Source organism: Erythrobacter mangrovi, assembly GCF_013260645.1.
Lineage (GTDB): Bacteria > Pseudomonadota > Alphaproteobacteria > Sphingomonadales > Sphingomonadaceae > Qipengyuania > Qipengyuania mangrovi.
On sequence record NZ_CP053921.1, the window covers coordinates 2,499,727 to 2,522,414 of the forward strand.

Consider the following 22,688-nt stretch of genomic DNA (forward strand, 5'->3'; position numbering starts at 1 on the left):
TGGAAGGGGAGCCGGAATGCTGATCGCGCAGATGACCGACATTCATATCGGCTTCGACCCCGACGCGAAGCCGGAGGAGCTCAATCGCATCCGCTTCCGCGCCACGCTCCAGCGAGTCCTTTCCTCGCCCAACAAGCCCGACCTGCTCGTTCTCTCGGGCGACCTCACCGATCATGGCGACGCTGAAAGCTTTTCCAAGATCGCCGACCTCCTGCGCGTGGTTCCGTGTCCGATACTGCCGCTGGTCGGCAACCACGACACGCGCGAGGAGTTGAAGCGCGCCTTTCCGGACACGCCCGAAGACAACGGCTTCCTCCATTACGTCGTCGAACGCGACGGGCTCAGGATCATTTGCCTCGACAGCTTCGAGCCGGGGCGACACGGCGGGGCCTTCTGCAAGGCGCGACGCGACTGGTTGAAAGCGCGGTTGGCCGAAGGCAACGGTATGCCCTGCCTGATCTTCATGCACCACCCCCCGGTGGTGAGCGGGATCGACTGGATGGACCCGGCGGCAGACGAAGACTGGATTGCCAATTTCGCCGATGCGATCGCCGGGCACGAACAGTCGATCCGCTCGATCCACTGCGGGCACCTGCACCGCCGCCTGCACACGAGTTTCCACGGCATTCCCTTGGGGGTGACCCCGTCGGTCGCGCCCTTGGTAGCACTCGACCTCAGGCCGATCGACGAAACCAGGGCCGACAATCGCGCGCTGATCACGACCGAGCCGCCGAGCTATGCGCTGCATTGGTGGGACGGCGAAAACGTGCTCACGCACTATGAGAGCTGCGACGACTGGGAGGTGCTTGCCCACTACGGCGAGCACCTCAAGCCAATGATCCGCGAGATGTTCGCCGAACGGAGCCTAGATAGCTAGTCGGCCAGCATGGCCTTCGATTGATCCAGCCAAGGTCCGCGTCCACCGACCCAGGCGCTCATATTGGGTTCGTCCGACACCTTCCACGGCACGCCCGAGCGGGTCAGGAACAAGCGCTCCATCTCGGGCCGGGTGAAGGGACGCGATCCTACGCGGCCGAACACCGCCATTTGCCCGCCGGTTTCGTCGACACCGCGATCACGGTCGAGCCCCTTGCTCAGCGCGAGCGCCGGCCCCTTGGTCTTGGCCCAGGCGATCAGCTCGGGCTTGGGCGCAGGGCTGAACCCGTAGAAATTCGGCTGGCTGTCCGGCGTAGTCAGCTGCAGCACCCTCATCCCGTTGCGTCCATCGGCGACATAGGCGAACAGCGTGGCGTTGGTCGAACCGACGATCACATCCTCGGCATCGTTGAGCGCACCATCCAATGTGACACGCTGGTAGACTTTCGGCGACAGCGGCCGCGTGACGTCGAGGATCACCAGCCCGTCTTGCTTTGCCGCGACATAGGCATAGGTCCGCGCAACGTAGAGGCGCCGCGCATCGGCCAAGGGCACAGTCGCCTGCGGCATCGCCACCGGATTCCGCAAGTTTGTGACGTCGAACAGCTTCACGCCCTGGGCATCGGTGACCCAGAGGTAGCGGAACTGGATCGCGGAGGCGCGCGCATCGGTAAGCTCGCGCATCGCCATGAGCTGCGGGCTGGTAGGGGTGGACAAGTCGACCACGACCAGCCCGGTCTTCGCCGCAATATAGGCAATGTCACCGGCCAGCGTGATGTGCCGCGCCCCATCGAGCACCCCATCGGGGTTCCAGGCGGTGCGGCCATCGGCGAGCTTGGCCCGCTTCAGCTTGTTGTTACGGAATTCGCCGTCGGCCATGGTCTCGATATTGACCAGGATCAGGCCTTCGACTGCATCGGTAATCACCGCATAGTCGTAGATCGGCTTCATCGCCTGTTCTTCATTGACCTGCAGCAGCGTCATCGGCATGCCGTCATCGTTCAGGACCGGGTTGCCTGCGGCATCCTTTACGACCGTGGCCGCCATCGCCTTATTGCGGTCGGGCCGGACTGGTTGGTTGGTCGCCAGCGCCATGCAGGTGGCGTTCCTGCTTTTCACATGGCTGTCATGCCCCAGCGCGCTGAACGGCGCGGTGAGGATGCGCTCCGAAACACCCTTATTGGCAATAGATGCCACGTCGTAGACGCGGAAACCGCCCCTGCCTTCGGCCACGAACATATATTCGCCGCGCAGCTGCAGGCAGCGGACCGCATCGCGGGTGCCCTCATGGACGTTGGCGAATTCCTCGAAGGCGTGGGTTTCGCCGCTGAGATTCTCGTCGAATGCCTTCCCGCGCACCCAGTTCTTGAGCTCGCGGCCATTATCCTCGACGTGCATCCGCCAATAGTCGGGATAGGCATAACGATGCAGGTAGGAACCGATCACCGCCTGCGGCTCATCCCATTCGGTCACGCGGATCGCAGAGAAACCGCCACCCTCGCCCACCCAGGCGTTGAGGCCGACAAAGTTCACGAAATTGGTCCCCAGAAGCAGCGTCTGGGTCATGATCGCATTGTTGTCGTCCTTGTCCGACAGGTGGCAATCGCTGCAGGTCTTGGTTTCCTGGGTACGCACGGTGTGCGGGAAATGCGGGGCGAAGGCCTGGCTGGAATAGCCTGAGGCGGCAACCGGCGGCTGCTGGATGTAAATCCGTTCGCGGTTGATGTTGGTCGACGACAGAACCAGCGCGCTGGTCGAGCGGATCGGCGCAACCTGGTTGCCCTTGGTGGTCATGTGCCTGCCGAGCTGGAACATCTCATCACGCGCAACCTGCGGGTTGTATGTCGCGAAGTTGCGGGTCTCCTCATCCGAGAAGTGATGCATCTTCGTCTTCCAGTTGGCCTCGATCGGCAGGTGGCAGCCGCCGCAACTGGTGGTCCATGAAAGATGGCAGGTAAAGCAGGCCATCTCGCTTTCACCGTGCGCGCGATCTTCGGGCGCGATGCCGGTGCCGAACTCGAACAGGCCAGTTTCCGCACCGGTCCGGCTCATCAGCTTGGCCCGCGCCGACTTGGCATTGAAGTACGAACTCGTCGGGTCGACGCTGTCCTTGACCAGCCGCACCTCCCATTCGAGCTTGGGATCGACGATGGAGCGCTGCACCAGCACTTGCCGCCCATCGGCATCATAGGTCCATTCGAACCTCCGCTTGCCATCGGGATTGCGCAGCAACGACAGGTCGGTGCCCTTGGGCGGCGCCGCCGGACCGCTGGTCAGTAGCGTGGGATAGGCATCGGCCGTGCCATGGCAATCCTTGCAGCCAATCTCGATCGCATTGGCGACTTCGCCGTAGATTAGCCCGTTGCCATGGCTGTCCTGCGCAAAGTGGCAGTCGGCGCATTGAAGGCCCTTCTCGGCATGGATGTCCATCATATGGACCGCCTTGCCCGGGTTCGTGCCAGGCTCGACAAACTTGCCTTCGCCCCGCTTGCGCCATTTCTCCGGGTCATCGGGCGCCACGATGTGGTCGGTATCGGTGCCCCAACTGGCCATATTGCCACCCGCGTCGAGCAAATTGCCCGCGCGGTCGCGCTTGAAGATACCGCGGAAGTTCCAGCCGTGACCGTGGTAATCCGCGAACTGCGTATCCTTGAGCTCGGGATTGAGATCGTAGACATTGCGCAGGAAGTCGAGGTCGGCCCACTTGCCCTTGGGCGAAGCGGCTTCGGGGTTCCGCTCCAGCACCGCATGAACCTCGGCTGCGGTCGGATATTTCTGTTTCTCCGGCCACATGTGCGGGGCATCGGATTCGTAGTCCCACATGGTGTAGCCGAGGTAGGAGTTCAGGAAGATGTTCGGCTGGTGCATGTGGCAGTTCATGCACTGTGCGGTCGGGATCGAGCGGGTGAAGGTATGGCGGATCGGGTGGCCGGATTCGCGTACCTTCCCTTCCTCTCCATGGGCTGCGTCGGCATAGGCCTCGGCGCCGTGCGCCATCTCGTCGCCGGGTTGCTTGACGGAACCATGGCCGCCACCGTGGCTGTCTCCATGCCCGTCGCCACGCGCGCCTTCGTAGAGCGAGGCAATCGTCGGATCGACCGTCTGCGTCTGCCCATCGCGCCCGTATTGGGCGTAGATCAGCGAATGGCGCGGCTCACGGTCATTGGCATAGACCACGTGGCAGCCCGAACAGCCCGAATGGCGATAGTCGCCCGGCTGGTCATTGGTCCCCATGAACCACATGAAGGGGTCGTTGAGGCGGGTCTTATGGATATTGAGCACCGGGATTGCGACGCGCAGGCCTGTGCCGGGGCCGCGGTTCGACTGCTTGAGGTCGGGCCGTCCCGGCTCTTCGAGGCGCTGGATTGAGCCTGACGGGCTTGGCAGGCCGATTTCGGGGAATTGCGAGCCGATCGTCCGCCCGCCGCGCTCGAAAACGCGGAAGACATCGCCCGGCGGGATCACGTGCCAGGTCGGCAGCGGATAGAGCGCCGCCAGTGCACCCCGCTTTTGCTGCGCCTCGGTCACCGTCCCCACTGGTGCGCCGGGGCTCTCGACCTTCGCCGGTTCACCCTCGCGGGTATAGGCTTCCCCCAGCAGGTAGCGTTTGAAGGGGAGAATGCCGTTATTGTAGGCCGCCCCGCCCCACAGCATGGCGCCTGAGGCCATGATCGATCGTTCGGCCGCCTCGATCGTTTCAACGTGGCAGGCCCCACAGGCCTCGCGCGCCACGCGATAGTCGCTCGGGTTCACGAAGCGGATGAAGATCGGGTCTTCCTTGTTGAGCAGCGCGTAGGACCGCTTCGGATTGGCCGAAGACGGATAGTGCCAGGCCTCCGGGTACTTGGGCAGCACATGCGCCGCTTCGCGCGCCGCGACATAGGCGGGATCGTCATGCGGCAGTTCGCTGTTGCCCTTGATGGCCGGATTGCCGCCATGGCAGTCGACACAGCCAAGCCGTACGGCTGGCGTTTCGTGCATCGTCGCCTGGTCGGTGCGCAGGTGGCAGGAGAAGCAACCTTCGGACTTCGACAGCATCTGGTCGATGGTCTGGATGCGCGGAGCGGGTGCGGCAGTCACGAGGCTGTAATCGCGCTCTACCGGCTTCTCTTCTTCCGCAGCGCGCAGGCCCACCGCTCCCGCGAAGATCGCGATGGCCAGACCGAGCAGGATTTTACCGAGCCAACGCATCAGTAGCTCACGATCACATTAGCCAGCACCGAATAATAGGCGCCGGGGTTGCCGAGACTGGTGAAGAGATCATCGAAGCCCTTGCCCGAGATCAGCGCTGCGCCGGAAAGGCGGAAGACAATATTCTGGGTGGCCTTGGGTCGCCAGATTGCCGCCGCCGACAGGTCCCAGCCGATCGATTTCGGGATCGACCCCTCGTTCCGCAGCGCCTCGAGCGTCGCCGTGTTCTCGAACCACAGGTGATTGGCGTTGCCCGACAGGCGAACTTCGGGGGTCAGGTCGAAATCGAAGCCCGCACCGATCAGCATCAGGCCGGGATTGTTGAAGTTCGACTGCCCCTGTTCCTTTGAGCTGCGCAGCGAATTGAGGATGCCGTTGCGCCCGTTGACCGAAATGACGCGCCCGCCGCCCGCAAATGGGATCGTCTGGCGGATCCAGTATGAGGTGTCCGCCCCGGCGAAGATCGGGTTCTCGAACACTGCGTCGAAACCGGTTTCCTTGTTGTCGTAAGGATCGCTGTCCCCGCTGGCGTAGGCAGCCGACAGCCGGAAACGCATCCAGTCCTTGTCATAGCTGGCTTCGAGCGCGGCGAAGAAGGCGCTGATGTCGGCAGGCTGGTCGGTAAAGAAGGAACTGCGGTCCTCGCCGAACGCATAATAGGCGCTGCCCGTAAGGTTGATCCGCCCGATCCGGCCATCGGCATTGTAGCCAAGATAGAACGCATCGTACTCGCGCCCGCGTAGCGTCCCGAGCAGCGCTGGCCGCACGGGAAAGCCATTGTCATCGATCTCGATGTCTCCGGCTTCGCGGTTCATGTTGTAGGCGAAGGTCAGTTGACTGGTCAGCGCCGGGATAAGGAAATCCTGCCGATAGACATTGGCGATGAACAGCATGTCGTCGCGCGGCGACTGCACCACGGAGTTAAGACCGCTGTTGGTGTCCTTTTCAAGCCGCCAGAAGGCAGCAAGGTTGTATTGCAGCCGGTTGTTGTCGCGATTGCCGAAAAAGCGCACGCCAAGCTGCTGGTCGTTGAACAGGAAACCGCGGAAATCTGCCTGAAACGGCTGGATGCCGATACGGATCGAATCGAAATCGTAGCGATCCGACACGTTGCGGAAGTGGTAGTCGATGAAGGCTTCCTGCACGCCCAGGAAGTGGTCGAAACGATGCGTCGGCTTCGACGGTTCAACGAACAGCACCCGGCGTTCGGGAACGTCGACATAGTTGGCGTTGAGTGCCAGCGTCACCCGATATTCGATATTGGGTGGCTTGTAGGCCGTGCTGCCCTTGAGTAGCGCCGCGCCGACGATAAAGGTCTGCGAGAAGACATAGCTCGCATCCTTGCCGAAGACGTCGAGACTTTGCGGACGCTGGGTGGTCTGGACGCCGACCGGTATCGGGAAGGTACGCGGTTCAAGCACCGTGTCGCTGACCGCATTAACGATGAAGAACCAGTCGTCGCCCTTGATCGGCAGCCATGGCACCTTCGCGCGATCGATCGGCCGGTCGCCCTTGTAGGTGTTCTGGTTGTAGGGATCCCACCAGCGTTCCTTGACCAGTCCAAGGCTCTGGATCAGCCGCCAGCGATCGGGGATCGGCACGGCGTCGACCGGGAACGCCTCCGGCGGTGGCGCGCGCACCGCCCCTTCATTGGTCTGCATGACCTCATCTGGCAGCGGTTCGGTATAGTCGGGGCGACGGCGCCCCTCGATGATTTCATTGTCGACCGGCGGCGGCTCCGCCGGCTCTGGATTGACCACCGGCTGCTCCGCTGGCGGCTCAGTCGCTTCCTGCGGCGCCGCGACCAGCATCAGCATGGGGAGGAGGAAGCCACTCGCCATCACAGCCCCTCGCAGACGTTCTGTTTGGGGTCGTCGAGGAACGGCGCGAAGGGACAACTCACATAACGCAACCGCACGCTGCGTCCGTTGACGTTGACCACGATCTGGTCGGCGCGAATGTCCACCGCGGCATTGGCGATACCCCCGGCACGCTGACCGCCATTGTGGAGGCCGAGGAAGCTGACCATGTCGTCCTGGTCGATACCGTCGCCCGAGACGCCGATCCCGCCGACAAGCTGCCCACCACGATAGATTGGGACCGAGCCCGGAAATATCTGGATCCCATTGGCGACCCGTTTGGTCCCGCCAGGGGCGTCGGGCAATTTGGTGCAGCCGCGCTGCGTGTCGGGCTCGACCCCATTGGAGAGGACAAAGCCCAGGTGCTCTACCAGATTGGGAATGATGAGGTCGGTCTGCAGCCCGGTCATGAAGGGGCTGAAGCGCTGCGGATCATCGACCGAGAGCGGTCCGGCGATCGGACCGACCTCCCCATCGGGGAAATAGGGTCGCGAGAGGTTGCCGCCCGAACGGTCGGCGAAGGCAAAACTGCCAGTCAGCGCGCTCGGATCTTCCAGGAAGGTACGCACGCGCTGGACATAATTGGGGATCGGCGCCGGTCCCGCGAGCAGCTGTTGCGCAGCGATGGGATTCGAGAAGAAGGCTGCAGTGCGCGCCTTCTGCAGGCTCACATCGGTGCCGAACAGCGGCCCATCGGGCGAACGCACGATACCCAGCACCACACCATGCGTATCGACCAGGCTAACGGTCGCCTGCATGCGACTGTCGAGCGGCTGGCGGATCTGCGCCCTTGCGCGAGTAAGGACCGTAAAGGCTTCCTCGAGGATCGCGCGCACCTCGGCAGCGGTGAGCGGTTGGGCAACACTGACGCCGTCGGTCCCGGCACGGATCGGATAACGGCCCGCCCCCGCACCATTGCTCAGCACATAGGCATCGCGCAGCGCGAATTCGGCCGCGGTGCTCTGGCGAACGCCCGAGGCCTCGGTTCCATAGGCGGTACCGCCTCGCAGCATCCCGTCGGTATAGCCGGTGACTGCGACCAGCCCGCCCGCAGGACCGTTGATCGCGCCAAAGCTGGTTTGCAGCGGGCCCAGACCATCGGCAGTCGCATCGCTGAAACGCAGGCTGGTGCCATCAACGGTGATCCGGTCGGCCTGGATCGAGCGTGGTGCGGTGAAGCCCTGCGTGCCGGCAAGCGCGGCAAACTCCTCGGCGTCGCTGTCATTATCGAGCGTATTGGGATCGAAGCCATAGTCTCCGTCACCTTCGACCCCGATCGCCCCGACGACCGCACCGTTCTTGTAGAGCGGTAACCCACCCGGATCGGCGGCGAGGCCGAGTGGCGACCGCTTGGGCCCGATAAACCCGTCCTGCACCCGTGCCGAAAGGTCAGAGCAGGGCAACTGGCTAAACTGCACTCCGAACAGCGGACCGCTTTCCAGCCCCACGGTGCTGGGTGCGGGTGGGAAGTGTTCCTGGACGATCTGGCTCGCCGTACGGCTCGAGAAGGCGTTGCCACCGCTCGAGAGATAGGCCCCCGTGATTGCCTTGGCGATCGCGGCCGCGGCGCTCGGAACCGGTAGGCCCTGCAAGCCGACCAGATCTCCCGCAGCGCCGAGGCCACCAATTTGCCGACGGCTGATCGTCGTGTTGGCCGGTGCCCCGGTCATCTGGAACACGGCAAGGACATTGCCCACTCGATCAACGACCGCGATTGTGGCCTTGAGTCCGCGTGCCTGTGCTTCGCCCACTGCCTGGGCGACGATCTGCTGCACTTCGCCTTGCGTCAAGGCGACCTGCGGCGGGTCCGCGAAGAAGCGTCCCGATGGTGGGGGTGTCGGCGTGGGCGTGGGTGTCCCGCCCCCTCCTCCTCCGCCAGAGGAGCCGCCCCCTCCGCAACCGGACAGCGCCAGCGCCAAAGCCCCTGCCATGCTGGTCCAGGCGTTTCGCTGCATCAGCGCAGGCTCCCGATCGCATTTGCCGCAGTGCTCAGAGCGCTCCGGAATGCCGCGGGCCGATAAGCTTCTGGCGCGCTGACAGCGGCATAGGCGCGGTTGATATTAGTCCGAATTCCGGCCGCAGCACCAACGGTAACCCGACCTTCGCGTACCAGCGCATTGAGCAGCGTATCGACCGCCATCACTGCCTGGACCGATCCGGCGTAGTCCGTGAAGCGCGGAGTGGTCGCCTTGCCGGCGACACTCGCGATGACATCGAAGGCATCGCCTCCGCCATATGCCCGGGCAGCCAGCGCATCGGACAGCGCCTGTGCACGCTCGCGCAGTGTCACCGCCGCGGCCTGCGCGCTGGCACGATCCTGACCCATTGCGCGATGGAACGCCTTGCTCGCATCGTCGAAAGCCCCGCCCGCACCCGGCGCAAGCGTCCGGCTCACGGCGGAAAGCATGATGATGTTCTCGTCATTGAAAGGCGGGTTGCCAAAGGGGATCGGACGGCCGGGATTGGTCTCGAAGGTCAGCCGTCGTGCCGGACCATCGGTGATCGGGCGATGGCACGAGTGGCAGTCATAGAAATAGAGCTGCGGGAACATGCCGTTCATGCCGAAACCGGGCCGAGCGAACAGATCGGTCGCGCGCGCAACCGCTTCGGCCTGTCCCACCGCCCACAGCCGCACGCTGTCGGTGCGGCCCTTGCGGCTGGCATAGTCGGCATCCTCGTCATGATGCTGCTGGAGCGAGGAGAACAGGTCGAGTTCGAACGAAACACGCGGGTGGCCGGCGGCCATCATAGCGTGGGTGACAAACTGGCCGGTATCGGTGCTGCCGTAATGGCAATCGAGACAGACCTTTGCGCGAACCTGCGGCCGTTCGAGCGGCACCAGCCCGGCGCGGACGTTCGAGGCATGGCTTGCTGCCTTCTCGTAATGAACCTGCAGCCATCCCTGGGCCGGGCCATGGCAGCTTTCGCAGCCAACCCCGTCGCTGGTGTGGAAGCGCGCGCCGCGTCGGGCTTCCGGCACGAAGGTGGCGTGGCAACCCAAACAGGCGCTGGCCGACGTCGCTGGTCCAATGCCGAGCGTTTCGGCGATCTGCCGTCCGCGCTGGCTGGCGAGCACCGAGTAGGCGCGGCTATGCGCGCCGCTGGCCGAGGAAGGCTCCTGCCAGGTGGCGATCTCATCTTGCCGAACGACCGCACCATTGCCTTCGGAGCGACCGTGGCAGGTCGAACCCGCACAGGTGGCGACACCTTCGTAGACGCCGCCTCCGCTACCCTGCGCCTGAACGTGCTCGGCCGGCAGGGTCGCAAAGGCAGCGATGGTGATCGCAACCGACAGCAGCGACCCGATGGCGACGAGCCGCGAGCGACCTTCACGCCAAAGGCCTTTCGCTCTTCCCCAAACTGCCACAGGCATCTCGCCCATCAGCCCTCCCCCGATCCGGCGCCCCCCTGGCAACCGGCTATTCCTGCTCGCCCCCAAGCACAGGACAGTTCCCCAAGCGGGACCTGTCAGTCAGCCATGCGCTCGCTCAACAGTTCGACCTGGTTGTCACAGCCGTTCTGCATCAAGGCCATGGCCAGATCTTCCGGATTGTCCGGTGCACTGTCGAGCAGGACGAATTCGATGTCCTGCGCCGGTCCACCCGCCGGCGACGAAAGGCGATATTTCCGGTTCTCTGCCAGCGGCAGTTCCTCGGCACTCAACGCAGTGGTCGAATCGCCGTCTCCGAATTTGACGTGGACGTGGAAGTCGGAGACTTCCGATCCCAGCACCCAGGTCTTTGCCCCGGCGAAATCCGAACGCCAAAAACTGATGCTGTCGCTGTTCGCCAGGCAGACTTTGCCGGCTTGCGAAACGTCGACGTTCCACAGGCTCGGGTTGGCAGGTGCCGTTCCACTGGTCGCTCCACCGCGCACCGCACCGGTCCTGACCCGCGCCCCGGATTGCTGGCGCGTCAGCATGGCGAAGGTCGTGCGCTTGCTGACCCCGCGCGCGCCGATACGCTGTGTGCCCGGACCACGCAGTACCCGCGTACCGCCATTGGTCAGCACCGTCAGTGAATCGCCATCCTTGAGAATCACCGATTCAGCATCGTCGAGCTTCTTGCCCACCGGGTATTGCGCAGCGGACGGGCCGCTCGATTTTACCACGACACCCGCCTGCGCAGCGGTCGCCAAGGCAACCGTCGTGCCGATCAGTGCCGAAGCGGTGAGCAGCGTCTTACCCCAGAACATAGGTTCCTCCCTCGCCCGGATTCTGCATCCGGTGTAACAGATTTTCCAGTGCCTTGTCAGCCGGGTAGCGGCCCACAAGTTCACCAACGATCTTGGCAGCCCTAGCATCGTCCACACCCAACAGATTGCAAGCTTGCGCCAATATTGCGCGGTCTTCGGGTGGGAAATCCGGTGCAGGTTCCATCAGATTCACCGGTCTGGCGCGACCACGCAATTGTACGCGGCCCATGGGGCGCCACCAGTCCAGGCCCGAGCGTTCGGCGAACTCTAGGCTTGCCATGACCGAAGAGTCGAGCGCCTTGTTCGCCGCTTCCAGTCGGGAAGCGGTATTCATGCTGTCGCCCAGGGCCGTGTATTGGATGCGATTGTCTCCGCCGAAATTGCCGACCACCGCTTCGCCCCAGTGCAGCCCCACGCGAGTCTTCCCGATCGGCGGCAGGTTCGGGTCCATCGCCGCAACTTCCCGGCGGTACTGTTCGCCCGCCTGCCACACCGCATATCCGCATTTCGCGGCGCGCGTGCCATCGTCGGGCCGCGCGATCGGCGCGCCCCAGAAAGCGACCACGGCATCGCCGACGAATTTGTCGATCACCCCACCATGGTCGAGCACGACGTCGCTGAGCAGGTCGAGATATCGATTCAGGAGCTTGGCGACCATTTCCGGCGGGATCGCGTGGCTCATCTTGGTGAAGCCTTCGAGATCGGAGAACAGGACGAAGAGCTCCTTCTTCTCGCCATGCAGTGCCAGCAGCTTGGGATGCTCGAGGATCTCCTCGGCCATTTCCTTGGGCAGGTACTTGCCCAGTGCACCTTGCGCGAAATTGCGCTGGACCGCACCGCTCGCCCGGGCGGCAGATGTCACAGCGGAAAAGGCGACGATCCAGCTCAGCAGCCAGCCAAGTGCCGGAACGCCGATGGTATCGGTGCCGGCCAGTTGCATCGCAACGGGGACACCGATGATGACGGCGAACTGCAGTAGTACCAGGACGTAAATCCTCCAACTGCCCCATTCGAGCAGCCCGGTCAGCACAGCCATGAAGATGATCAGTACCGAGAGGATCCATAGGGTAAGAGGCGAAGGCGAAGGCATCTTCGCGCCGTCCAGCATCTGGGCGATCATCTCGGCGTGGACCGAGATCCCCGGCGGGTCCGAACCCGTTTCCCCTTCCTCGGTGGAACGACCGCCCATGGCATTGGACAGGGGGGTTGAGACGCGGTCGATGTCGACAATATCTCCACCGATCAACACGTATCGCCCGGTGATGTATTCAGCCAGGGCCGGGGCCATTTCGGGGTCGGCAAAGAGCTGGATGGGAAGCGAAGTGAACACAGGGCGTGTATCATCGGCCGGCCAGCGATAGCGGATCGCTCCCTCATATCCGGGCAATGTCTTGCCGCCTTCACCCGCTTCGGAGAGCATCGCCCTTCCCAGCAATGGCGGAACGTCGGGTCTTATCTCGCTCCAGCGGCGCGTGCCCCCGGGTTCGCTGCGCAAGCGGACGCTGCCGACCCGCGCGTTTGACCCATCCAGTCGCGCGATGAAATCGTCGAGGAAAGTCGCCTGGTCGTAAGTGATGCTGCCGTAATTCGTTTCGTCATCGGTATAACCGACGATGACAGGTGCACGCATGGCGCGCAGGGCTGCAACCAGATCATCGTCTTCATCCTGGGGTTGATCGAACAGGATATCGATCCCCACCGCCTTGGGCGCCATTGCGTCAATATTGCGCAGGGCACTGGCCAGCAGGCCGCGATCGAGCGGCGAGCGCTTGCGCGTATCGATCAGCGTCTGGTCGTTGTAGACCACCAGCGTGATCCGATCATCCTGCTCGACCGCATGGCGGTTGGCATAGATGCTGTACCGAGTGTCGTAGAGTTCGCGTTCCGCCTGCGTGATGCCGGGAATGTCATCCTCGCCCACACCCCAGCTGTAGCGGCCGAGAACGAGCGAAAGGATCACGAGAAGCGCAGTCAGCACCAGGCGGCGCGTTCCCGCCTCGCGCACATTGCGCCAGCCCCTGATGAACAGGTTCTCGGCCTTCACCTCGCTCAATTCCGCCCTCCTCGGCGTGTCTCGAGCGACCCTTAGTTGTTATCGTTACAGGGGTTTTAGAGCGCCAGCCGCTCCCGGCAACCCCGTTTACCTCATATGTCGTCAGGTTCGGTGAAGGCCAGTACCGGCTTCCTCGCCGCAAGCGTTTCGTCGAGCCGGCGACGCGGGGCGTAGTGGGGGGCGGTCTTGAGCGTTTCGTCGCCCGCCTTGGCGCGTTCGGCCACGCTACGCAGCGCGGTGATGAACTGGTCGAGCGCCGCCTTGCTCTCGGTCTCGGTCGGCTCCACCAGCATCGCGCCATGCACCACCAAGGGGAAGTACATGGTCATGGGATGATAGCCCTCGTCGATCATCGCCTTGGCAAGATCGAGCGTGGAGAGCCCCTCGGCGAAGCCCTTGTCGCTGAACAGTGCCTCGTGCATGCACGGCCCGCTGTGGCCGAAAGGTGCGTCGAGCACATCTTCAAGACTGCGCAGGATGTAGTTGGCGTTGAGCACCGCGTCTTCGGCAACCTGCTTGAGCCCGTCGGCCCCATGGCTGAGGATATAGGCCAGCGCGCGGGTGAACATGCCCATCTGTCCGTGGAAGGCGGTCATGCGACCGAAGGCCCGCGTGTGATCGAATTCGGCCGCGTTCTCCTCCTCGACGAGATGGACGACGCCGTCCGCAGTCCGCGCGGTGAAGGGAAGCGGGCCGAACGGCGCCAGCGCTTCCGACAGTACCACCGGACCCGAACCCGGACCACCACCGCCATGCGGAGTGGAGAAGGTCTTATGCAGATTGATGTGCATCGCATCGACGCCAAGGTCGCCCGGGCGTACCTTGCCGACGATGGCATTGAAGTTCGCACCATCGCAATAGACGAAGCCGCCCGCAGCATGGACGGCATCCGAGATCGCCTTCATGTCGCGCTCGAACAGCCCGCAGGTGTTGGGGTTGGTGATCATCACCCCCGCAACATCGGGGCCCAGTCGCGCCTTGAGCGCTTCGAGATCGACGCGCCCATCGGAGTTCGCGGGGATGTTCTCCACGCGATAGCCGGCGAAGGCCGCCGTCGCCGGGTTGGTGCCATGCGCGCTTTCGGGAACGAGGATGACCTCGCGCGCGTCGCCGCGCGCTTCGAGAGCGGCGCGGATACACAGTATGCCGCACAGCTCGCCATGCGCACCCGCCTTGGGGCTCATAGCCACGCCATGCATGCCGGTCAGATCGATCAGCCAGAACGCCAGTTCGTTGATCACCTCCAGCGCCCCACGCACCGTATCGACCGGTTGCAGCGGGTGGACGTCGGCGAAACCGGGCATCCGCGCGACCTTCTCGTTGAGGCGCGGGTTGTGCTTCATCGTGCATGAGCCGAGCGGGAAGAGGCCGAGATCAATCGCGTAGTTCTGACGCGAAAGACGCGTGTAATGCCGCACCGTCTCAGGCTCGGAGAGGCCGGGCAAGCCGATTGCCGCAGTCCGCTCGAAACCGCCCAATCGGTTACCGCCGCCCTGTGGTTCAGGCAGGTCGACGCCGGTGGTCTCGCTATGGCCGATCTCGAAGAGCAGCGGCTCCTCCAGCATCAGCGCACGGTTGCCTGTGGCGGTGTCGGGACCGCTCATGGCGTTGTGGCCTTCGACGGGGGTGCCAGGCTTCCAGCCCGATGCGTTGGGCGCGCTCATGCCAGCACCTCCTCAAGAGCGGAGGCAAGTGTTTCGATGTCCTCCTCGGTGGTGGTCTCGGTGACCGCGACGAGCAGCCCGTTGGCAAGCTCGGAATGGCCAGGGAACAGGCGGCCGAGCGAAACGCCGGCAAGCACATTCTGCTCGGTCAGTTGGCGCACGATCGCACGGGCATCGCCATCGATCAGTACGGTGAATTCGTTGAAGAAGCTGTCGTTGAGCAGCTTTACTCCCGGCACCTTCGCCAGGCGGTCGGCGGCGGCGCAGGCAAGGCGATGGTTCTCCGCCGCCAGCTGCCGCAGTCCCTTCTCGCCCAGCAGCGTCATGTGCACGCTGAACGCCAGCGCGCAGAGGCCCGAGTTTGTGCAGATGTTCGATGTCGCCTTCTCGCGCCGGATATGCTGTTCGCGGGTCGAAAGGGTCAGCACGAAACCGCGCTTGCCCTCGGCGTCCACGGTCTCGCCGCACAGGCGGCCGGGCATCTGGCGCACATGCTTGGGATCGCGCACCGCGAACAGGCCAAGGTACGGGCCGCCGAACTGCAGGCCCACGCCGATCGATTGGCCTTCGCCCACGACGATGTCCGCACCCAGTTCGCCCGGCGACTTGATTGCGCCCAGCGCCACCGGTTCGGTGTTAACCGCGATCAGCAGCGCACCCTTGGCATGGGCCGCTTCGGCAATCTCGGCGAGGTCGGGGATACGGCCGAGGATGTCAGGATACTGCACCACCACGCAGCTGGTTTGATCGTCGATCCGCGCGATCAATCCGGCATTATCGGGCTGCGACTGCAGGGCAGGAGATGCACCGGCAATCTCGTCTTCGGTGAACTTGGCCATGGTCCGCACGACTTCGGCATAGTGCGGATGCAGCGCGCCCGAGAGGACGACGCGCTTGCGCTTGGTCACGCGCCCAGCCATCGCCACCGCTTCCCAGCACGCGGTCGAACCGTCGTACATCGAGGCATTGGCTACCGCGCAGCCATAAAGCCGTGCGACCTGGCTCTGGAACTCGAACAGCATCTGCAGCGTGCCCTGCGCGATTTCGGGCTGGTAGGGCGTGTAGGCAGTCAGGAACTCGCCACGCTGGATGATGTGGTCGACCGTGGCCGGGACATGGTGGCGATAGGCGCCCGCACCAAGGAAGAACGCCGCATCGGCCGCGGCAAGGTTCTTCTTCGACAGTTGCCGCATATGCTTTTCGACCGCCATCTCGCTGGCATGCATCGGCAGACCAGGGATCGGGCCGGAGAGGCGAGCCTCTTCCGGCACGTCGGCAAACAGCGCATCGATATCGGGCGCGCCGATCCTGGCGAGCATCGCCAAACGGTCGGTATCTGTCAGCGGCAAATAGCGCATCGTCATTCCTTCAAGCCCCGGCATCGGGGCGTAGTCTCAGAGGCTGTCGCAGAAGCTCTTGTAGGCAGCTTCATCCATCAGCCCGTCGAGCTGGCTCGCGTCGCCGATGGTCATCTTGAAGAACCAGCCATCGCCCTCGGGCGCGGTGTTGACCAGCGCGGGATCGTCTTCGAGTGCCGAATTGCCTTCGGTCACTTCGCCGTCGATCGGGGCATAGACGTCGCTCGCCGCCTTGACGCTTTCGACCACCGCCGCATCGCCGCCCTTGCTGAGCGCGGTGCCAGCCCCAGGAAGTTCGACGAAAACGATGTCGCCCAGCTGTCCCTGCGCATAGTCGGTGATGCCGACGGTGGCGGTGTCGCCATCGACGTCGATCCATTCGTGTTCATCGGTGAAGTAACGGGCCATCGGATCATTTCCCCCTGTAATAGCGGTGCGGGACGAAGGGCGTCGGGACCACCGTGGCCGCCAGACGCTTGGAACGGACGAGGATTTCGAGCGCGGTACCGGAGCCTGCGTGCTCGCTGGCGACATAGGCCATGGCGATGGGCGCACCGAGCGTGGGCGAAAAGCCGCCGCTGGTCACCACGCCGACCTTGGCATCGCCGACAAGCACTTCAGCCCCCTCGCGTGCGGGCATCCGGCCTTCGACCTTCAGACCGACCCACTTGCGCGCAGTGCCCTCCACGATCTCGCGGTTGATGCGCTCGGCGCCCGGATAGCCGCCTTCGGTCCGACGGCGCTTGTTGATGCCGAACACGAGCCCAGCTTCAATGGGCGAGGTTTCGGGCGACAGGTCGTGGCCATAGAGCGGCAGGCCCGCCTCGAGCCGCAGGCTGTCGCGCGCACCAAGACCGATCGGTTTTACTTCGGGTTCTCCGCAAAGCAGGTCGGCGATTTCCGCCGCCGCCTCACCCGGGAGCGAGATCTCGAAGCCGTCCTCGCCGGTATAGCCGGCGCGGGCGATGGTCACGTCATGCCCGGCGATGGTGTAGCGGCCGAACTTCATGAAGGTGAGATCGGCCAGCGGAAGGTCGCCCTGTGCGTGCCGCGCCAGCGCATCGACCGCCTTGGGCCCCTGCAGGGCCAGCAGCGCCTGTTCATCGAGGTGGTTGAGCGTGATTTCGTCGGGCAGATACTCGCGCAAGTGGCCGATATCGTCCCACTTGGTCGCGCCATTGACGACGAGGTAAAGGCTATCGGGCCAGCGAGAGACCATCAGGTCATCGAGCACCCCGCCTTCATCGTCGAGCAGCAGCGAGTAACGTTGCATGCCCAGCTTCAGCGTCGAAAGATCGATCGGCAGCACCGTTTCGACAGCGGCATCGAGATCGGGTCCGGACAGGAGCAATTGGCCCATGTGGCTGACGTCGAACAGGCCCGCACTACTGCGCGTCCATTCGTGTTCGGCGACGATCCCCTCATACTGGATAGGCATCCAGTATCCGGCAAACTCGACCATCCGCGCGCCCTTGGCACGGTGCCAGGCATCAAGCGGCAGCGTGCCGGTTTCGGGTTCTTCGAATTCGGTTTCTTCGCTCATCAACAGTCCCGACAGCATGGCCGCCCCTTGCGGAGCGAAAGGAAATCCATGCCCCCTCTGTCGGGAAACCTGAGAGACTGACCCGCGAAACGGGCTTACCCCTTCGGTGGCCACCCGTTGCCGGGGGCGCTTTCCAGAGTGCCGATGGCAGCGCACGGTCCATGGGCCTGAGAGTTTCCGGGGCGGTTGCTCCTTCGGCGTCGGAGGGTTGCCCCGCCGATCTCTCCCGTGCGCGCCCGCCGCAGAATCGCTCCCGCAGCCGACAATTTCGCCCTGCGCGACTCTGCCGCTTTGGTCAATCGCGCAAGTGCCGGGCGGTGGCTATTTCCCCGCCTGCTGCAGTTCCGGGCTATCCATCAGCTCCAATTGAGCCACAGCAGGTAGAGCGCCGAAAGGACAATCCACGCGCCCCCTGCAGTCTTGAGACGCCGCCCGCCGAGCCACAGGGCAAATGGGCGGGCAAGGAAGGCACCAAGCATTGCGCCGGGTGCAGCGAGGAGCACGACCTCCCACTGAACCGTCCCTTCGCCAATATGCCAGAAGAGACCCGAGAGGCAGCTGACGGCCGAAATCACACAAGCCGTGCCCACGCAAAGCACCATCGGGTAGTGACGCAGGAACAGGTAGAAGGCGACCAGCTCGCCGATCCCGACCGAGAACAGCGCGGTGATCGCACCGCCCGGGACGGCCAGCAGCAAGAGCGCTAGCAAATCGGCACGCTCGAGCTTCTCGCGTTCGGGAACTGCGCGGTTGAAGGTCCAGGTCACGACAATCAACGCAAGGCCCAGCACGATCGAGAAGCTCTTGTACCCGAGCAGCACCGCATGCGCATCGAAGGCGAGCAACCGCTGGGTTGCCAACATTGCCGGAAGCGACAGGGCAAGCACTGCAAGGCACACGATCCAATAGTCGCGAGGACGGGTTCTCGCCTCGAGCGGTTGTGGCGCGTGCTGGTGATAGAGGCGGTCCGTCCATCGCAGGCCCCCGAGGCTCATGCCGAAGGACTGGATACCCATCGATACCGCGACCACCTGCAACGGATCGAGCGTCATGGTGCCGAGTTCGCGCAAGGCGTTGAATACCGGCACGAAAACCACCCCGCCGCCAGTCCCACTGGCATTGGCGATGATCGCTCCGACCACTCCAACGCCGGGCAGGTACAACAATTTTTCGATCAGGCCCGGATCGTAGGGTACGAGGAACCAAAGGCAGGCATAGGCCGCCGCCAGGAGCGCACCGCCAAGGATGGCGCGGCGCGAGCTGTGGCCCAGCGTCGGCTGGACTTCGTTCAGTCGAGGTTGGGGCGCAGCCATCGTTCGGCGGTCGCCATATCGACACCGCGACGCCGCGCATAGTCCTCCAATTGATCGCGCCCGATGCGGGCTACGCCGAAATACTGCGCCTCCGGATGGCCGAAATAGAACCCACTCACCGCAGCGGTGGGAAGCATGGCGAAATTCTCGGTCAGCGTCAGGCCTGCATTCTTCGGCGCGTCGAGCAGTTCGAACAGGATCGGCTTGAGGCTATGATCGGGGCATGCGGGGTAGCCCGGCGCGGGCCGGATGCCGCGATACTGCTCGCGGATCAGCGCTTCGTTGGTCAGCTGCTCCTGCGGCGCATAGCCCCACAGCTCGGTGCGGACGTGCTGGTGCAGTCGCTCCGCAAAGGCCTCGGCAAAGCGATCGGCGAGCGCCTTGAGCAGGATGTCCGAATAGTCGTCCTTATCGGCCAGGAAGCGCGCCGAGTGGGATTCGATCCCATGGATCCCGACCGCAAAGCCACCCAGCCAGTCGCCTGCCGGATCGATGAAATCGGCGAGGCACATATTCGCCCGATCGCGGCTCTTCTTCACCTGCTGGCGAAGGAAGGGAAGCACGACGTGTCGCTCTTCCTCCTCGATGTGAAGCGTGACGTCGTCGCCGTCGCGGGCGCAGGGCCAGAAGCCGCAGACACCCTTTGCAGTCAGCCACTTTTCGGAGATGATCCGGTCAAGCATCGCCTCGGCATCGGCCTTGAGGCTGCGCGCGCTTTCGCCAACAACGGGATCATCGAGGATCGCGGGGTAGTTCCCGTGCAGTTCCCAGGCGCGGAAGAACGGGGTCCAGTCGATATAGGCACGCAGGTCGGCGAGATCCCAGTCTTCGAAGGCGTGGATACCGGGCCGGAGCGGCGGCGCGGCCTTATCGCTGAGATAGGCATCGTAATAGTTCGCCCGGGCATCTTCGAGGCTCAGCAGCTCGCTTTGCCCCCTGCCCGCCCGCGCATCGCGGACGTGGGCATAGTCGGCAGCGGTCGTTTCGATGAATTCGTTCGCCTGCGTATCCGAAAGCAGGCGGCTGGCGACACCTACTGCGCGGCTCGCGTCGAGCACATGGATCACCGGCCCCTCGTAAGCAGGGTCGATACGCAGCGCGGTGTGGACCTTGCTGGTGGTGGCTCCACCGATCAGCAATGGCAGCGACAGTTCGGCGCGCTGCATCTCTTCCGCGACGGTAACCATCTCGTCCAGCGAGGGGGTAATCAGTCCCGAAAGGCCGATGATATCGGCTTGGTTCTCGTTGGCTGCGGCCAGGATCTGCTGCCAGGGCACCATCACGCCCAGGTCGATGACTTCGTAGCCGTTGCACTGCAGGACCACGCCGACGATGTTCTTGCCGATGTCGTGCACGTCGCCCTTGACCGTGGCCATGACGATCTTGCCCTTGGACTGGTTGGCAAGCCCGCTTGCTTCCTTCTCCGCCTCGATAAAGGGGATCAGGTGGGCGACCGCCTTCTTCATCACGCGGGCCGACTTGACCACCTGCGGCAGGAACATCTTGCCGCTACCGAACAGGTCGCCGACGACATTCATGCCATCCATGAGCGGCCCTTCGATGACCTCGATGGGACGCGCGAACTGCTGGCGCGCCTCCTCGGTGTCTTCGACCACATAGCTATCGATGCCCTTGACCAGAGCGTGTTCTATCCGCCGGGCGACTTCCCAGCCGCGCCATTCCTCGGCAGCCTTCTCGTCCGCCGCGCTCTTGCCCTTGTAGCTTTCGGCAAGGTCGATCAGCCGCTCGGTCGCATCCGGGCGGCGCATCAGGATCACATCCTCGCAAGCCTCACGCAATGTCGGATCGATCTGGTCGTAGACGTCGAGCTGGCCGGCATTGACGATCGCCATATCGAGCCCGGCGGGGATCGCGTGATAGAGGAACACCGAATGCATCGCGCGGCGCACGGTTTCATTGCCGCGGAAGCTGAAGCTGAGGTTGGAAAGGCCGCCGCTGGTACGGGCATAGGGGCAACGCGCCTTGATCTCGCTCACCGCCTCGATGAAATCGAGACCGTAGCGGTCGTGTTCCTCGATCCCCGTCGCCACGGCGAAGATATTTGGGTCGAAAATGATGTCCTCGGGCGGGAAACCAATCCCCGTGAGCAAGGCATAGGCACGCGCGCAGATTTCAACCTTGCGCTCTTTCGTGTCTGCTTGCCCCTTCTCGTCGAAGGCCATGACGACCACCGCCGCACCGTAGTCCATGCAGTTGCGGGCATGGTCGAGGAAGGCTTGCTCGCCCTCCTTCATGCTGATCGAATTGACGATCGGTTTGCCCGAGACGCACTTGAGCCCGGCTTCGATCACCTCGAACTTCGAACTGTCGATCATCACCGGGACGCGTGCGATATCGGGCTCGGCCGCGATCAGCTTGAGGAAGGTGGTCATCGCCTCGACCGCGTCGAGCAGGCCTTCGTCCATGTTGACGTCGATCACCTGCGCACCGTTCTCGACCTGCTGGCGCGCGACCTCGACCGCCTTTTCGTAATCGCCGGCGAGGATCAGTTTCTTGAACGCCGCCGAGCCGGTGACGTTGGTGCGTTCGCCGATATTGACGAAGCGGGCAGTGGTAGTCTGGTCGGTCATCAGGCAGCAATCGTGAAGGGTTCGAGGCCGGCGAGGTGCATGTCGGGGGCGATTTGCGGCACCCGCCGCGGGGCGAGACCATCGATCGACTTGGCCATCGCGGCGATATGCGCCGGGGTCGATCCGCAACAGCCGCCAAGCGCATTGATGCGCCCATTTTCGGCCCAGAGGCGGGTCAACGCGGCGGTGGTATCCGGAAGCTCGTCATACTCGCCCAGATCGTTCGGCAGGCCAGCGTTGGGATAGGCCATCAGATAGGTGTCGGCGATGTTCGACAGCAGCTGGACATGCGGGCGCAGCTGCTCCGCGCCGAAACTGCAGTTGAGGCCGATGGTCAACGGCCTGGCATGGCGCACGGTGTACCAGAAGGCTTCAACCGTGTGACCCGAGAGGTTCCGGCCAGACAGGTCGGTGAGGGTCAGGGAAATCATCAACGGGATATCGCGATCCAGTTCGCCTTCGAGCTGCTTCACCGCCATGATCGCGGCCTTGCAATTGAGCGTGTCGAACACCGTTTCGACCAGGATGAAATCCACCCCGCCCTCGACCAGTGCTGCGCATTGTTCGCGATAGACGTCGACGATGGTGTCGAAATCGACTTCGCGAAAGCCCGGGTCCTCGACGTCAGGCGAGAGCGACAGCGTCTTGTTGGTCGGCCCAACTGCGCCCACCACAAAGCGAGGTATCCCGTCGATCGCAGTGGCATGGTCGACTGCCTCGCGGATGATCCGTGCCGCGGCGACGTTGATGTCGTGCACCAGTCCTTCGGCCCCGTAATCGGCCTGGCTGATGCGATTGGCGTTGAAGGTATTGGTCGCAAGGATATGCGCCCCGGCTTCGATATAGCTGTCGCAGATTGCGCGGATCACCTGCGGCTGGGTCAGGTTGACCAGGTCGTTATTGCCCTTCTGGTCTTGCACCAATCCGGTATCGCCAGCGTAGTCTTCGGCAGCCAGCTTCGCGCGCTGGATCTCGGTGCCGTAGGGCCCGTCCTTGATCAGGATGCGCTGCGCCGCGGCAGCTTGGAACTCTTCTCGCTTGGACAT

14 protein-coding genes and 2 riboswitches are annotated in these 22,688 nt (G+C 63.7%); of the genes, 1 reads left to right on the plus strand and 13 read right to left on the minus strand.

The features are described 5' to 3' along the window. Window positions 1-16 precede the first annotated feature (16 nt). A complete protein-coding gene (locus HQR01_RS12645) occupies window positions 17-877 on the plus strand; it encodes a metallophosphoesterase (protein WP_173215205.1) in 861 nt (286 codons plus the stop codon). Here HQR01_RS12645 and HQR01_RS12650 read toward each other — a convergent pair. The 13 genes from HQR01_RS12650 to HQR01_RS12710 form a co-directional block, all read right to left on the minus strand. Then, window positions 874-5,067, minus strand: a complete 4,194-nt coding sequence (locus tag HQR01_RS12650; protein WP_173215206.1) for a hypothetical protein — start codon at window positions 5,065-5,067, stop codon at window positions 874-876. The genes HQR01_RS12645 and HQR01_RS12650 overlap by 4 nt on opposite strands. Further along, window positions 5,067-6,908 (minus strand): hypothetical protein, encoded by a 1,842-nt coding sequence (locus HQR01_RS12655; protein ID WP_173215207.1) that lies wholly within the window; start codon window positions 6,906-6,908, stop codon window positions 5,067-5,069. The genes HQR01_RS12650 and HQR01_RS12655 overlap by 1 nt, the downstream gene beginning before the upstream one ends. Continuing rightward, window positions 6,908-8,881, minus strand: a complete 1,974-nt coding sequence (locus HQR01_RS12660; RefSeq protein ID WP_173215208.1) for a heme-binding protein — start codon at window positions 8,879-8,881, stop codon at window positions 6,908-6,910. Before HQR01_RS12660 ends, HQR01_RS12655 begins: the two co-directional genes overlap by 1 nt. Further along, window positions 8,881-10,308: a cytochrome c family protein gene (locus tag HQR01_RS12665; RefSeq protein ID WP_234030163.1), complete on the minus strand. Its 1,428-nt coding sequence runs from the start codon at window positions 10,306-10,308 to the stop codon at window positions 8,881-8,883. Before HQR01_RS12665 ends, HQR01_RS12660 begins: the two co-directional genes overlap by 1 nt. Window positions 10,309-10,394: 86 nt before the next feature. Then, on the minus strand, window positions 10,395-11,120 hold the full coding sequence (locus HQR01_RS12670; protein WP_173215209.1) for a hypothetical protein: 726 nt from the start codon (window positions 11,118-11,120) through the stop codon (window positions 10,395-10,397). Next, on the minus strand, window positions 11,107-13,164 hold the full coding sequence (locus HQR01_RS12675; protein ID WP_173216397.1) for an adenylate/guanylate cyclase domain-containing protein: 2,058 nt from the start codon (window positions 13,162-13,164) through the stop codon (window positions 11,107-11,109). The genes HQR01_RS12670 and HQR01_RS12675 overlap by 14 nt, the downstream gene beginning before the upstream one ends. Before the next feature lie 101 nt (window positions 13,165-13,265). Continuing rightward, entirely contained in the window at window positions 13,266-14,837 is a 1,572-nt protein-coding gene (gene gcvPB, locus HQR01_RS12680; protein ID WP_173215210.1) for an aminomethyl-transferring glycine dehydrogenase subunit GcvPB, read from the minus strand. Beyond that, complete coding sequence (gene gcvPA / locus HQR01_RS12685; protein WP_173215211.1) at window positions 14,834-16,195, minus strand: aminomethyl-transferring glycine dehydrogenase subunit GcvPA; 1,362 nt, start codon at window positions 16,193-16,195, stop codon at window positions 14,834-14,836. The genes gcvPB and gcvPA overlap by 4 nt, the downstream gene beginning before the upstream one ends. 36 nt (window positions 16,196-16,231) lie before the next feature. Further along, a complete protein-coding gene (gene gcvH, locus HQR01_RS12690; RefSeq protein WP_173215212.1) occupies window positions 16,232-16,603 on the minus strand; it encodes a glycine cleavage system protein GcvH in 372 nt (123 codons plus the stop codon). A gap of 4 nt (window positions 16,604-16,607) precedes the next feature. Continuing rightward, window positions 16,608-17,738, minus strand: a complete 1,131-nt coding sequence (gene gcvT, locus HQR01_RS12695) for a glycine cleavage system aminomethyltransferase GcvT (RefSeq protein WP_173215213.1) — start codon at window positions 17,736-17,738, stop codon at window positions 16,608-16,610. Between the two features lie 47 nt (window positions 17,739-17,785). After that, window positions 17,786-17,883: riboswitch (glycine riboswitch) on the minus strand. Then, a riboswitch (glycine riboswitch) is annotated at window positions 17,884-17,977 on the minus strand. A 117-nt stretch (window positions 17,978-18,094) separates the two neighbouring features. Continuing rightward, complete coding sequence (locus HQR01_RS12700; RefSeq protein WP_173215214.1) at window positions 18,095-19,051, minus strand: sulfite exporter TauE/SafE family protein; 957 nt, start codon at window positions 19,049-19,051, stop codon at window positions 18,095-18,097. Next, the gene (gene metH / locus HQR01_RS12705; protein ID WP_173215215.1) at window positions 19,027-21,642 is read right to left on the minus strand and encodes a methionine synthase; all 2,616 of its coding nucleotides are present in this window, start codon (window positions 21,640-21,642) and stop codon (window positions 19,027-19,029) included. Before metH ends, HQR01_RS12700 begins: the two co-directional genes overlap by 25 nt. Beyond that, window positions 21,642-22,688: a homocysteine S-methyltransferase family protein gene (locus HQR01_RS12710; RefSeq protein ID WP_173215216.1), complete on the minus strand. Its 1,047-nt coding sequence runs from the start codon at window positions 22,686-22,688 to the stop codon at window positions 21,642-21,644. Before HQR01_RS12710 ends, metH begins: the two co-directional genes overlap by 1 nt.